The following is a 14,328-nucleotide window of genomic DNA, read 5'->3' as shown; positions in this document are numbered from 1 at the left end:
AATACTAACATTTACTATTTACCTCTATTCGGAGTGATTTCAAAATTGGCTATAACTAGTTATAATTAGCATCAAAAACCGGCAAGCGGAGTTAATAAATAAATTTCCATTCATCAAACATGAAATTTTCTCCCTCAAATACAAAATAAATATTCCCTATTCCTTTATCTATTTTCGGTTCTATTTTCTTTGAGAGCGTAGTCCATTCCTTCCCATCAGATATAAGAGAAACAACAGCTTTACCTTTAAGATTATTTATATAAACATCAATTCTGCCTTTTCCTTTCACTCTGGCTTCGAATTTGGAAGGGATTTGCTTGTTGAAGTCGGCTCCTCGTACCATCAGACATTGTTTATCTGCTTTTCCTTTGGCAGCCATATTACCTGCATTACCAACAGCTTCAAACTGGACTTGCCCTGAAGTTCCTCCGGTAGTTTCTGCCTGCTGAAGAACGAATGGATTTAATGGGTGAATTTGAGACGGACCTTTAAAAGTTGCTTTGCCCATATGGATATTCACAGTCTCTTCGTCCACCTGCATTTCTTCGATACCTACATTACGAAAACCGCCCTTGGTACCAAAATAATCTTGTAAATACATGGCATGATAAGCAAGATAATATTTCCCTTTAAACTTGAACAGGTGTGTGTGATTGTTTGTCAAAGGCCCCACATTAACGTCGCCAGTATTCTTAAAGTAATTATCGCGATATTTCCAACTATTCGGATCTAAAGGTGTTTTGCTCGTCATATAAGACATACTACATTGGGTTGGTTTATCAATATTACTATAAGGCCATTCTGTACGTTCTTTCCAACTCGTATTATAGGTATAAGCCCAGGTTCCGTTGATAAAGTTAAGGTCACTGGCTTCAAAAAAATAAGGAGCTGGTATCTTGGCAACGTCGCTTGCCAAACTGATCATATCTGCTCCTAACTTGACGATATGGGAAATACCCGGCATATAATCTGTTTTTGGCGTTCCCCCTCCAAAAGCCAGCCAGCCTGTGCCTTGGTCGTCAATCACAACTCCCGGATCAAATGGAGCATCGCAATCCACTCCCTTGACAGAACGGTCGACTATATTTTTTCCTAAAGGGTCACTCCACGGGCCAACAGGAGAGGTGGAAGTAAGCACGGCTGAGCCAACACCACTATTAGAATAATACAAATAGAAGTGTGTCTTACCATCTGCTTCCAGTCTGGATGTAATAGAAGGTGCCCAGGAATTCTGACTCCATGGTGCCAGCTTTGCTGTATCGATAAGACCATGATACGTCCAGTTGACCATATCATCGGTAGACATCATGACCAGTGTATGGATGTGCTCGTATGAATTTTTCCCATCCTTACCTACCTTTTCATACTGTTGATGATCATTTGTGGCATATACATAAATTCTTCCGTTGTATTCTACAGCTGTCGGATCAGCTGTAAACATAAAATCTAATAATGGATTCGCATTATTGGTGAGAAGTTTCGGCGAAACATTTGCGAATTTTTCTTCCAGGTTTTCTTTAACCACTTTCGGTTTACCTGTTTTAGTCTGAGCTTCTGCAGATTCTCTGCCTCCTAAAAAGGATATGGCAACGACCATACTTAACAATACTTTTTTTCTAAACATGCTTAGTTAATTTGCTTATGAATGATAATATTTATTAATAGTTAGTTTTCCGCCCCTCAATAGGGGCTATCACCAACAAATAAAGGTGTTAAATAATGTTACTGGCCGTGAGACCAACAACAGTAGAAAGGCGATAAGCTATCAATTTTACCTTATCTGAATTTCCACCAATCTATATTGAACAAGGCTCCATCTTCTCCTTTAAACACAAAACACAAATCGTGAACGCCTTTGGTATTCATAATTTTTGCAGAGAATGTTTTCCAGGTACTACCGGAATTATTTATTTCGCACACGCCCACTTTACTACCATATTGATTATCCAGGCGAATTTCAATTTTTCCTCCGATCAAAGAAGTACAGCTGACATCAATCGCATTTGCTCCTTTCCCAAAGTCAACGCCTTTTACAATAAGGTAGTCGTTATTATTAATTTCTGTAACATACATTCCTGTCTTGCTGTCCCTTTGAGTCTTCAGCCCTTCGCTCCAGGAAATGGTTTCTGCTTCTGTCCGCTTATAGGGATTTAAAGTCTTTATCTGTTTAGTTCCTTGTGTACTCCAGTGAGGAAGTTTCTGAATAGTGCCGTCTTCATTGAAGTTCATTTTCTCGAGACAAACCGATCGTCTTTCGTGCTTAGTGAAAACTTTGGCCCAAAGCAACGCGTAATTGAATCCGAACACATAAGTGTTGCCCTTATAATCAATAATACCGGGATGGTTACCAAATGATGTACCATTCGGATCCATAATCATTCCTTTGTACGTCCAAGGTCCGACAGGAGAATCGCTCATCGCATATCCCATTCCTTCCGGACAACAAGAGGAAGCATAAGCCATATAATAATGACCTTTACGTTTGTAGATCCACGGACCTTCCTGGTAGTTTTCGGGTTTGGTCGGTTCTTTTATTATATCGCCGGAAAAGGAGATCATATCTTCATTCAACTTTACATAAAACAAGTTAGGATTACCCCAATACAGATACGCCTGCCCATCATCATCGATCAATACCGTTGGGTCAATATCACCCCAACCTTGTAGGGTAATAATAAGCGGCTTACCAATTGGATCGGTAAACGGTCCGTATGGGCTGTCGGAAACCAATACCCCTATTCCTTTTGAGGGTATTGAACAGTACAAATAAAATTTTCCATTTCTTTCGATGCACTGAGCAGCCCACGCTCCGTGGTTCTCCGCCCAGCTAAAATCCTTAAGTGATGCTACGCTGCCTCTATCTGTCCAATTCACCATGTCTGTTGAAGTATAAAGCAACCAATCCAGCATTTTGAAGTCCTTAGCGTCGTCTTCGTCATGGCCGGTATAAAGGAATACAGTATCCTTATAAACCATTGGTGCCGGATCTGCCGTGAATTTGGTTTGTATAATAGGGTTCTGCCCTGATACGTTACAAACAAAAATGATCGTCTGGAGAAAAATTACCAATGATGTTTTTAGAAAAACTTTCATATTACTATTTTACTATGTTTATTTAATTAGACTGTATTTAAAATTCTTAAATTTTCATCCTGGTTGGTGTTATCACCAACAAGAAAGTAAGATCAATAAATGCTGGAATCTTTAACTTAAAGCATCAATAAACCAGCAACCAGAATTAATAAATGAATTTCCATTCGTCAAACAAAAAACCCTCTCCATTAAATACAAAATAGATATTCCCTGTTCCTTTATTTATTTTCTGATCTATTTTCTTTGAAAGCGTAGTCCATTCCTTCGCATCACATATAAGTGAAACAAGAGCCGGACCTTTAAGATTATTTACATAAACATCAATTTTACCTTTTCCTTTTACCCTGGCTTCGAATTTGGCAGGGATTTGTTTGCTAAAATCGGCTCCTCGAACCATCAGACATTGTTTATCTGCTTTTCCTTTGGCAACCACATTGCCCACATTCCCCACAGCTTCAAACTGAACTTGCCCAGAAGTACCTCCAGTGGTTTCTGCCTGCTGAAGAACAAATGGATTTAATGGGTTAAGTTGTGACGGACCCTCGAAAGTTGCTTTGACCATGGGGATATTCACGCCATTCCCTTCATCCACTGGTACTTGTTCGATACCCACATTGCGAAAACCACCCTTAGTGCCAAAATAATCCTGTAAATACATAGCATGGTAAGCCATATAATATTTTCCTTTAAACTTGAACAGGTGACTGTGATTGTTTGTCATAGGCCCCACATTAACTTCGCCGGTATTCTTAAAGTAATTATCACGATACTTCCAACTACCCGGATCTAAAGGTGTTTTACTGGTCATATAAGATATGTTGCACGCAGTTGGTTTAGCAATATTTGTATAAGGCCATTCAGTGCGTTCATCCCAATTTGTACAATAACTATAAACCCAGGTTCCATTGATAAAGTTAAGATCGCTGGCCTCATTAAAATAAGGAGCGGGTATCTTAGAAATATTGCTGGCCAAACTCATCATATCTGCTCCTAATTTGACGATTCTGGCATTATCCGGCATATATTTTGTTTTAGGTTTTCCGGCTCCAAAACTTAGCCAGCCTGTACCTTGGTCGTCAATCAAAACTCCGGGATCAAATGGATTATCGACATCTACACCAGAGACAGAATGGTCAATTATGTTTTTTCCCAATGGGTCTTTCCAAGGGCCAACGGGAGAAGTAGAAGTAAGCATGGCTGAAGCTCCACCTCCATTGGAGTAATACAAATAGAAGTGTGTCTTACCATCTGCTTCCAGTCTGGAGGTAATAGAAGGTGCCCAGGACACCGAACTCCATGGCGCCACCTCTGCTGTATTTATGACGCCATGATACGTCCAGTTGACCATATCATCTGAAGACATCATGACCAGTGTACGGATATGCTCATATGAATTTTTCCCATCCTTTCCTACCTTCTCGTACTGTTGATTATCATTCGTGGCATACACATAAATTCTTCCGTTGTATTCTACAGCTGTCGGGTCGGCCGTAAACATAAAATCTAATAATGGATTTGCATTATTGGTGAGAAGCTTCGGCGAAACATTTACGAATTTTTCTTCCAGGTTTTCTTTAATCTCTTTCGGTTTAGTCTGAGCTTCTGCATCTTTTTGACATACCAAAAAAGAGATAACAAAGACTGTACTTAATAATACTTTTTTTCTAGACATATTTTTTTATTTTACCAAAAAACGGATACTCGTTATGGGCTAATTTAAATTGATTAATTATTCTTAAAATACTGTAACAAGGAGGTTGATTTTTCCCTGAGAACTGGAAAACCTTTAAATATCAGAGAAGGCAAATAACATTATGCAATAATCTAATACTATGCATGATATATTGATTAAACACTTGATCGTTTTTTTGGTCCTTTCACCAATAGATCAGAATCTATTGGTAAAGGTTCTAATAATCTTATTCTATAGTTTTTAAAATAACACGCTGGATATAATTAAGATTCGACAGGATTAATAAATAAATTTCCATTCATCAAACAAAAAGTCTTCTCCATTAAATACAAAATAGATATTCCCTGTTCCTTTATTTATTTTCTGATCTATTTTCTTTGAAAGCGTAGTCCATTCCTTCGCATCACATATAAGTGAAACAAGAGCCGGACCTTTAAGATTATTTACATAAACATCAATTCTGCCTTTTCCTTTTACCCTGGCTTCGAATTTGGCAGGGATTTGTTTGCTGAAGTCGGCCCCTCGAACCATCAGACATTGTTTGTCTGCTTTTCCTTTGGCAGCCATATTGCCCACATTCCCCACAGCTTCAAACTGGACTTTCCCTGAAGTGCCTGCAGTGGTTTCTGCTTGCTGAAGAACAAATGGGTTTAAGGGATTAAGTTGTGACGGACCTTCGAAAGTTGGTTTGACCATTGGGATAGTCACATCATTCCCTTCATCCACCTGCATTTCGTCGATACCTACATTACGAAAACCACCCTTACTATCAAAATAATCCTGTAAATACATGGCATGGTAAGTAAGATAGTACTTCCCTTTAAACTTGAAGAAGTGACTGTGATTGTTTGACAATGGCCCCACGCCAGCGTCGCCAGTATTCTTAAAGTAATTATCACGATACTTCCAACTATCCGGATCTAACGGTGTTTTACTGGTCATATAAGATATGTTGCACGCAGTTGGTTTAGCAATATTTGTATAAGGCCATTCAGTGCGTTCATCCCAATTTGTACAATAGCTATAGACCCACGTTCCATTGATAAAGTTAAGGTCGCTGGCCTCATTAAAATAAGGAGCGGGTATTTTAGAAATATTGCCATCCAAACTCATCATATCTGCTCCTAACTTGACGATTCTGGCATTATCCGGCATATATTTCGTTTTAGGCGTTCCGGCTCCAAAAGTCAACCAGCCCGTACCCTGGTCGTCAATCAAAACTCCGGGATCAAATGGATTATCGACATCTACGCCAGGGACAGAATGGTCAATTATGTTTTTTCCTAATGGATCTTTCCAAGGGCCAACGGGAGAAGTAGAAGTAAGCATGGCTGAAGCTCCACCGCCATTGGAGTAATACAAATAGAAGTGCGTCTTACCATCTGCCTCCAATCTGGATGCAATGGAAGGTGCCCAGGACACCGAACTCCATGGTGCCACCTCTGCTGTATTTATGAGGCCATGATATGTCCAGTTGACCATATCATCCGAAGACATCATAACCAGTGTACGGATATATGCGTAATTGTTTTTCCCATCCTTTCCTACCTTCTCGTACTGTTGATGATCATTCGTGGCATAGACATATACTCTTCCATTATATTCTATAGCTGTCGGGTCGGCCGTAAACATAAAATCTAATAATGGATTCGCATTATTGGTGAGAAGTTTCGGCGAAACATTTGCGAATTTTTCTTCCAAATGGTCATCTACCACTACTTCCGGAACCACTACTGGTTTATCCACTTCTGTATCTTTAGTACATCCCAAAAAAGAGATAACAAAGACTGTACATAACAATACTTTTTTTCTAGACATATTTTTTTATTTCTACCAAAAACGGATACTCGTTAAGGGTTAATTTTAATTAATTACTCTTTAAGCAACTGTAACAAAGTGGTCCAAAATGGATTGTTCGCCGACAGAATTATTTAACGATATAAATTGGCAATTGTCCCGGTGCTGCAAGAGAAGGCTTCGGCACAGGAGCATTTCTACCCTTGATCAATAAATTATCGTAAAAAGGTGTACTGAGCTTTTTTCCGCCACCAGCGATCAGTCCTGCCATTCCTTGGGTGTACAAACTATCTGTCACTTGCAGTACCTGCTTTTCATCAACGAATGCTCTAATAATAGATCCTTCGAATTGGAGTTTCAGGTTATGCCATTGGCTGTGGCTGACATTTGAAAGTTGTATTTCACCAAGCACCTTTTCCCCACCTTCGCTTTCATCGTTTTGTTTTTTGATAATTGCTTGTTGTTCAGCATCTCCGGTAAGTTCCTTTTTATCCTCTTTCCCCCTGGTTACAATTATGCTGCATTTGCCATTATCTTCAAGCTGCAGGTAATAGCCTTTTGGAATAAATCCATAACCGGTACCAACGTGGTTGACCCTGCCCATAACCCCAACATTATCGCCTGCATTTAAATAAACATCAGCACTTACTTCATAATCCTTCCACTGCGCATCACCTAAAATACTGTAAGGCCGCCAATCTGGTCCCCAGGAGATTGTTTCCTCTGGAACAACCTGGTGCAGGCACTTACCTTTTTTATCCGGGCGTTCAGTGATTTCAAAAGCATCAACAATATCGGCAGTGTAACGTGGTAAATATCCCCATACTTTAGGCAAGGAATATTCTTCAAATGTTTCATAATATGGAAAAGGGAAAGGCTTCGAATCGGGAATATTAGCAAAGCTTCCTTTTTGCTGCCCTTTAGTCGTTGAAAGAGAGTAAACTGAATTGGGCTCTACGGTAAGTGTAAATGTGCCCTTTGTTGGTTTTATACCAGCTTGCTGTACAAAATTCTCTTTCTCGTTACTACGCCATACGCAAAGCTCTTTTAGAGAAAGCCCCTCGCTGATCTGAAAACGGATTTGCTGTGGAGCTTTTGCGTTTTTTGTTTCGATAATGATGCTGTAGTCCTTTGCAGGCGACTTTAAGGTTACTAAAGTTCCACCACCTTTAAGGTTAACACTACCTCCATTCAGGTATTGCCATCCTACTTTCGAGAATTGCCCATAATGTGCATAACCCCACAAAGCCTCACGTACCTGGTAATGCCCGCTCCATGGCCACTGTGCCAGTATAGCCGCAGGATCTTCCGAGTATGGTTCGATAGGGTAAACACCGGCAATATCATACCAATTCACGATCTTGGTAACACCGCTTTGAATAAAGTTACGATTGAAACACTCCACAATACTAATCAGGCAATCGTAGCCTTTCTTATAAATATGATCCTCAGTGTTCCAGATAGGTTTATCAAGTTTCTGAGCTATCTCCTGAACTTGTTGGGAAGCGGCGTCTCCTTCATAAAATGTGTGAGCGCTGATAATATCTATGGAGTTGCGAAGCTGCTCATCTTTAAACAAGTCCTTGACAAAGTCTAGTTTGTCTTTCCACCAGAGATCAAAAGCATGAAGCTTAATTTTTTCAAAGCCATTGGCATTAAGGGTAGAGCGCAGTGTCTTTGCAAAATTGTAGTCAACTCCCTTTTCATTCCTACAGCCGATGGCATCTAATTCAAGACCATAAACTTCACGAAGCCCCTGAAGCCATTTAACGTAATAATTGGCTGCATCCTGCGACCAAAAATTTCCGTTCCCAACCCATCCGGGAGCGCTCCACGCGGTAGCATCGAGGGTAAGATCGGGATTGCGCTTTTTGGCTTCTTGTAAAATCCACCAAGTATAGCCCCGAGAGTAATCAAGATCGTTACGCGTGTGCATGTGGCTAGGCATGGACCCCTGCGTTGAATTACCATCGCCGGGAATCTCAACAAGCAGTGCGCTTACGGAAGCTCCAAATTTTGGCTTATAAACTAAGTCCAGAATCTGACTGCGTTGGGGTTCGGGATAATCCTTGAGCAGTACTGATGTAGCGCCTCCCCCATTTACCACACCAATTCCATCAAAACGCTTTCCCCCCGCATTGCCCTTTAGTTTCATCATCTGGACAGAATCCTGATACATGATTTGTTGTGCATTAGATTTAAAGAAAAATAAAAGAAGAATTAGAGGTACTGAATTAAAAATTGCTTTCATAAATCGATGTCTCTGTGTTAAAATAAATAAGACCATTGATGGCCGTTGCTTTAGCTGGCGCGCGCGACACGACTGCGCCAACTCGGGATTAGTTTGTGCACTTGCCTAATCTAAAGGCAGTAACTATCTACAAAATGAACAGATTGAAAAATTTAAATTTCATGTATTTATCTTTTATAATGCATCAAAGCACGGTGGAGCTATTTAACCGGCGTAAATTTGTACAGAGCCACTCCATGCATCGGAACCTTCACCGAAAGAGCTTCTTTGTCCGCATGGATTGTTATAATATCTTTCTGACGCCAAAGATCACGTACCTTTTGCTTTCCGGAAATACCAAGCTTATTCAGGTCCTTGTACGAGATATCCACTTTCTCCAGACCGAAATTGCAAAAGCCTGCTACACGACTTCCATCCTCCAATTCTTTTACATAAATGCGTAAATCTCCGATAGTCTGAACACAGGTAGCCTGTTTGCCAAGAGCATCCTGATTAACGGCAATCACTTCATCGTTTGTCAATAAATTCAGGGTAAAGTCATCCAACTTTTCCAGATCGCAACCCAGAAGCAGAGGAGTAGAGAAAAGGCTCCAAAGGCTCACGTGAAGATACTGCTCATCCGGTTTAAGCCTGCTCGGATGGAGGTTACCCCAGCCTACTGTTCCTACAACCAGCATGTCCGCATCGTTCCAGTTACCGGGTTTAGCGAAGGCTGCAGACTGATCCTGAGCTAATGCAATGCCTTTAACGTTGGACCAGGTATCCAATATATCATTCGTTGTACGCCAGGTGTTTCCGCCTACCGAATCACCCCATTTCCAAACATCCGACATTCCGTACTGACACAAGCTGAAAACAATGTCACGGGGTTGCTCATGGATATACTCTCCCATTAGTTTGTATGGTTTGACTGCGGTAGACAATTGATAACCTCCATTGTAAGATATCGAGATTACTTTGTTTGGGTCGTTATCAGGTATTCCATTTAGGGCTCCTCCATAGCTGCACCAATCGTATTTCAGATAATCGAAACCCCATTTGGCATACGTTTCGGCATCTTGCTTTTCATGACCATAACTACCCGCACAGCCACCACAGGTCCAGGGACCAGGGCTGGAATAGATTCCTATCTTCAAACCGAGATCGTGCACATAATCCGTCAGACCTTTCATATCTTCAAACCTTTTATTAGGAACTATAGTACCAGCCTCGTCACGCAGCTTACCTTGCAGGGAAGGATCTGTCGAATCGCGGTTATTTTGCCAGTAGTCGTCAATATTTATATAATTCCATCCATAATTTATAAGTCCGCTTTTCACCATTGCTTCCGCAGCCCGTTTAATTTTTTCACCAGAAACTTCATGAGCAAAACAATTCCAGCTATTCCAGCCCATTGGCGGGGTAAGTGCAATTTTATCACCACAGATAATGCGCAAACTTTTTTCGGCTATACCCTTTGCATTCTTTGCCTTCAATTGAATAACGTAAGTGCCGGCTTTTACAAGCTTACCAGTAATAAGTCCTGTTTTTTGATCCAGCTTTAATCCCTGAGGCAAGCCAGTAACCAGAAAGGTCATTGGTCGGTCTCCGGTAGCAGGTATCCTGAACTGAAGCGGCGAGCCTGGGCGGACACCAAAAACGCTTGCGCTATTAATCTTCGGTTTTGCCGATGGCTTAGGGGTAAGAATGTAGGGCTCACTTGGGACAGGATAAAAAGTAGCAAAAGTTGATACGCCTGTCGCCTCAAATTTAGCATCAGCCCAGTTGGCATGATCGCTGCCACCGTCTCCTGCGTCTGTTACCCGCAGCTCAAGTTGTTTCACACCCAAAAGTTTAACACTACATAGCCGGGCAGCATCACCTTCATGCATTACACCGCTCGCCCAAAGTTTCGCTCCATCACCGAATACTATAAACTCTACGGCTGGCTGACGTCCTTTCACTTCATCATCAATGCCCACCTGTGCGGTAAACGAATTTGCCTTACCATCGAGTTGGATAAAAAGAGAACTTTCTGCGTGTGTGCCGAAGCCACGCTCAAAGGTTTTGCCAGCGATAGTCATGATATTGTCATCAACCGTCCTGTTTTTTTTAGGTACACCCCAGCCCTGTGAAGCTACGCTAAGATCCAGTTCATCTAACCAAACCGTTTGTGCGGAAAGAGTACCGCTAACGATCAGCAGTAAAATAATTTTATAAAAATGTTTACGTTTCATTTTTTGGTTCTTTTTAGAATCCATAAATTTTAGATTCATTGTTTCATTGAGAATTCTTTTATAAGTAAATCTGTGACTGGTAAAAGTCACAGATTTTTTAAATTCAATCCTTGCTTAATGGCAGCAATACAAGATATCTACAAACTGATTCTTGTTTAATTATAGCGCCTTACTATTATTTATATCCTTCAATAATATTATCATACATCGCTTGATCCAATATCACATTATTCTTTCTGTCAAAAAGAAAACCTATCTCCCACCAGAATGGCACAACACCATTTACTCTAGCCTGTTTAGTCACATACTTTGCCCAGTAATTCACAGACTGATTGTGCTTATCCATATCCAAAGGAAGATACTTGCTGTTAGTGGCGGCAGTCCTCCTCCATGATGCATATTCGCCTAGTATTACAGGAATCCCTTTATCTATAAAATTCTCTTTTATTCTTTTGAATTCAGTATCGATCAGACTCTCTTCTTCACCGGTGGCGTTGCGGTCTGGCTCAATAGTAGAATGATTTCCAGTTCCCCAGTAGTAAATTGCTTTTCCCCAACTTGCATCTCCATCATTCAATAACGTAAATGTAGCAGGTGTGTAGTCATGCACCTCAACTATCAACTTGTTAGGAATCTCGTCTTTAGGAAGAGTTGTCATCAAAGTAGCAGTTTTATTAGGGTCAGTGTGAGGTCCCTGCACAACCAACACTCTATAACTGTTTTTTCCACCCGTTGAACGAACCGCCTTAATGAATGTTTCGTGATAACTATTAAGAATTTCCATTTGCTCAGGAGTATCTGCCTTAGGTTCATTCGTACCTGCAAAAATAAGGTGTTCGTCAAAGTCACGCATGGTTGTAGCAATCTGCTGCCATATCGCCCTTAGTTTCTGATTAATCACCTCTTTCTTTTCCGGAGTGACATTGTTTTCAAGCCAGCCATTATCTCCGTGAGAATTAAGTATTACATACATATCATTTTCCACACACCATTGAACAACTTCTTTCACTCTGGCAAGCCATGCCGGGTCAATTTTCATTTTATCCGAATCGCTTAAATGGGACCAAACCCAGCCAGTAGGAAGTCGCACGGCATTGAAACCTTTTTCTTTTACAAATTTCACATACTCTTTTGTAATTTTACTATTCACCCACTCCCCTTCGACTGGTGATTCCATCGTATTGCCAAAATTTATTCCCATTTTCATTTTTGCTGCCAATTGCACAGCTGTACTGCTCATATCGGTTGCATCGGGAGCTTTAGGCGTTAAATTATATGATGGATATAAATAACCGGTTTGTGTAACAATAATTCTTCGGGCCTGACCATTATCTGCCTCTACATTTAGTATAACAGAGCGAGCTAATCCAGATTCGTTACTCAAAGCTGTTATTGATGTTACAGTAGTCCCATTATTACCGCTTGTTTTTGTGATTTGCAACCAGGATGTTCCAGAATTAGCAATAGTCCATGTACTGTTTGCATCAATAGTAATTTCTCCTGATGTACCTCCTTCTGGTTCAAAAGAAACCGTTTTTACTGAAACCGATAACTGTGGGGCTTCATCCCCATTATTAGAACAAGAGACCGAAAAACAAGTAACGATCAACAGTAGTAGTATTTTATAAAAATGTTTGATTTTCATTTTTTTTATTTTTTAATTAATGAATTTTTATTTAAAACCTACAGGGAATTTAACTTTCATGAAGTAGCTGTAGGTCTTAAATAAACTATTAATGCTCTGTGTTATTAAATTAAAATATTTGGTTATTTTATTTTCACAACCCTAATATTGTCAATAGCGGCATAAAAACCTGTTGTTGTTTTAAAAGAAGCGAAATTTTTAAGGGTAAAATCATAACTACTAACGCCAGTACCTCCTAATAATTGATTTAAACGTTCAGCTGATATACCATCCCCTAATTCATTAACTTTTGATCTGAATTCAGATAAAGGAATCGTTACGGTTTGCCAACCATTCGTTTTATAAGCACGGGTCTTATTAGAACCTGGAATTTTCCATGGCTCATAACGCGCTACAAAACTGTCACCTGCAAATTCAGTTCTAATATAAAGAGTACCTCCATCCCATGGGTGAGCCACACTTATTTCAAATTGAAGTCCCCAATTTTCTACAGGATCTGTCAAGTTTTCTGCAGGCATCCATTTATCACCAGCGTTAATAGCACCTAATGGGGCGTACTTACTGGCACCGCCATCTAATACAGGAGAATCAAAATACACATACTGACTATGATTTGATCCCATCGGACCATTAAAATCGGCCAGGTCATAAGCTAATTTAATATCTCCAGACCAACGATAACCAAAATAATCACCCCACTCAAAATTTGCTAAAAGACCTAACCATTTTTTGTCTTGAGTATTTATATCATAAGGGGTAGCAACCGTTCCATAACTGTTCACAATGGTTACCGGTCCACTAGAGTAACTGTTCTTGTCAGGAGCCAAAAACTTAACATAAAGACCATCTGGATCTTCTATAAAATCTGTAATAGTCTTACTTCCAAAACTAAAACTTGAAATACCATTTAAATTTTTACCAATTATACGTATCGAATCGCCAACCGAAGGATTTGCATTAGAAACAGCATAAATTTCCGGAACAATTAAAACATTAAATTCATAGGTACCAGAGGCAGCAACAAGCACTCCGGCCCAAGGCATTGGAGCTTTAATTTCAGGAAGTACAAATCCTATAGAACTACCATTATCTGCTTTTTTAAGTGGCGAAATATCCGTACCTGCTATAGTCAATTTTTCTATCAAATATAAATTAGTACCATATATATAAATCGAATCACCTACTTTAGTACCAGCAGTCATCGAATTGCCTGTGATGGTAGCTGGCGGCGCATTTACATTAAATTTAAAAGTAGTTGTTCCGGTAGTGGTAACATATTGTATCGTATTAACAACATCAGGGTCAAGGTTATTATAAGGCAATGACCAGGGAACTTGTAAAACAGCTGTTTTATCTGAAAACAATCCTGCATCAAAGTCAGCAGAAACACCATTAAACTTTATTTTAATGGCATTTTTTAAATTATTCCCATGAATTACAATCCATTGCCCAGGGACAAGACTTTTTACTAATGTATCATTAGGTGCGGCTGCATAGTTCCTTACTGCTGTAATAACAGGATCGCTACTTGAATCGTCATCATTATTACAAGATGCTAACACATTAATAATCAATACCATGATTACAAATAGCAAATAACTAATACGGTTATTTAATAATTTTTTCATATTTA

Annotated in this window: 8 protein-coding genes; all 8 read right to left on the bottom strand. The window is 39.9% G+C overall.

Features of this window, described 5'->3' with window-relative positions:
* Positions 1 to 91 precede the first annotated feature (91 nt).
* Positions 92 to 1,624, bottom strand: coding sequence for a glycoside hydrolase family 43 protein (locus CHB81_RS02950; RefSeq protein WP_089350402.1), 1,533 nt, complete (start codon positions 1,622 to 1,624; stop codon positions 92 to 94).
* A 152-nt stretch (positions 1,625 to 1,776) separates the two neighbouring features.
* Positions 1,777 to 3,093, bottom strand: a complete 1,317-nt coding sequence (locus tag CHB81_RS02945) for a glycoside hydrolase family 43 protein (RefSeq protein WP_089350401.1) — start codon at positions 3,091 to 3,093, stop codon at positions 1,777 to 1,779.
* 145 nt (positions 3,094 to 3,238) lie between these two features.
* Entirely contained in the window at positions 3,239 to 4,765 is a 1,527-nt protein-coding gene (locus CHB81_RS02940) for a glycoside hydrolase family 43 protein (protein ID WP_089350400.1), read from the bottom strand.
* Between the two features lie 300 nt (positions 4,766 to 5,065).
* Positions 5,066 to 6,604, bottom strand: coding sequence for a glycoside hydrolase family 43 protein (locus CHB81_RS02935; protein ID WP_089350399.1), 1,539 nt, complete (start codon positions 6,602 to 6,604; stop codon positions 5,066 to 5,068).
* A 109-nt stretch (positions 6,605 to 6,713) separates the two neighbouring features.
* On the bottom strand, positions 6,714 to 8,834 hold the full coding sequence (locus CHB81_RS02930) for a family 16 glycoside hydrolase (protein WP_089350398.1): 2,121 nt from the start codon (positions 8,832 to 8,834) through the stop codon (positions 6,714 to 6,716).
* 200 nt (positions 8,835 to 9,034) lie between these two features.
* On the bottom strand, positions 9,035 to 11,050 hold the full coding sequence (locus tag CHB81_RS02925) for an NPCBM/NEW2 domain-containing protein (protein ID WP_089350532.1): 2,016 nt from the start codon (positions 11,048 to 11,050) through the stop codon (positions 9,035 to 9,037).
* A gap of 175 nt (positions 11,051 to 11,225) precedes the next feature.
* Complete coding sequence (locus CHB81_RS02920) at positions 11,226 to 12,695, bottom strand: cellulase family glycosylhydrolase (RefSeq protein ID WP_089350397.1); 1,470 nt, start codon at positions 12,693 to 12,695, stop codon at positions 11,226 to 11,228.
* A 122-nt stretch (positions 12,696 to 12,817) separates the two neighbouring features.
* Positions 12,818 to 14,323: a glycan-binding surface protein gene (locus CHB81_RS02915; RefSeq protein WP_141130354.1), complete on the bottom strand. Its 1,506-nt coding sequence runs from the start codon at positions 14,321 to 14,323 to the stop codon at positions 12,818 to 12,820.
* Positions 14,324 to 14,328 lie beyond the last annotated feature (5 nt).

Source organism: Flavobacterium sp. ov086 (assembly GCF_900187965.1).
In the GTDB taxonomy this organism is placed as follows: Bacteria; Bacteroidota; Bacteroidia; order Flavobacteriales; family Flavobacteriaceae; genus Flavobacterium.
This window is presented reverse-complemented; position numbering and strand designations above follow the sequence as displayed.

What these genes read in the sequence shown, in the direction of transcription:
- CHB81_RS02950 (WP_089350402.1), bottom strand. Translation starts at nt 1,624, where the DNA reads ATGTTTAGAAAAAAAGTATTGTTAAGTATGGTCGTTGCCATATCCTTT.
- CHB81_RS02945 (WP_089350401.1), bottom strand. Translation starts at nt 3,093, where the DNA reads ATGAAAGTTTTTCTAAAAACATCATTGGTAATTTTTCTCCAGACGATC.
- CHB81_RS02940 (WP_089350400.1), bottom strand. Translation starts at nt 4,765, where the DNA reads ATGTCTAGAAAAAAAGTATTATTAAGTACAGTCTTTGTTATCTCTTTT.
- CHB81_RS02935 (WP_089350399.1), bottom strand. Translation starts at nt 6,604, where the DNA reads ATGTCTAGAAAAAAAGTATTGTTATGTACAGTCTTTGTTATCTCTTTT.
- CHB81_RS02930 (WP_089350398.1), bottom strand. Translation starts at nt 8,834, where the DNA reads ATGAAAGCAATTTTTAATTCAGTACCTCTAATTCTTCTTTTATTTTTC.
- CHB81_RS02925 (WP_089350532.1), bottom strand. Translation starts at nt 11,050, where the DNA reads ATGAAACGTAAACATTTTTATAAAATTATTTTACTGCTGATCGTTAGC.
- CHB81_RS02920 (WP_089350397.1), bottom strand. Translation starts at nt 12,695, where the DNA reads ATGAAAATCAAACATTTTTATAAAATACTACTACTGTTGATCGTTACT.
- CHB81_RS02915 (WP_141130354.1), bottom strand. Translation starts at nt 14,323, where the DNA reads ATGAAAAAATTATTAAATAACCGTATTAGTTATTTGCTATTTGTAATC.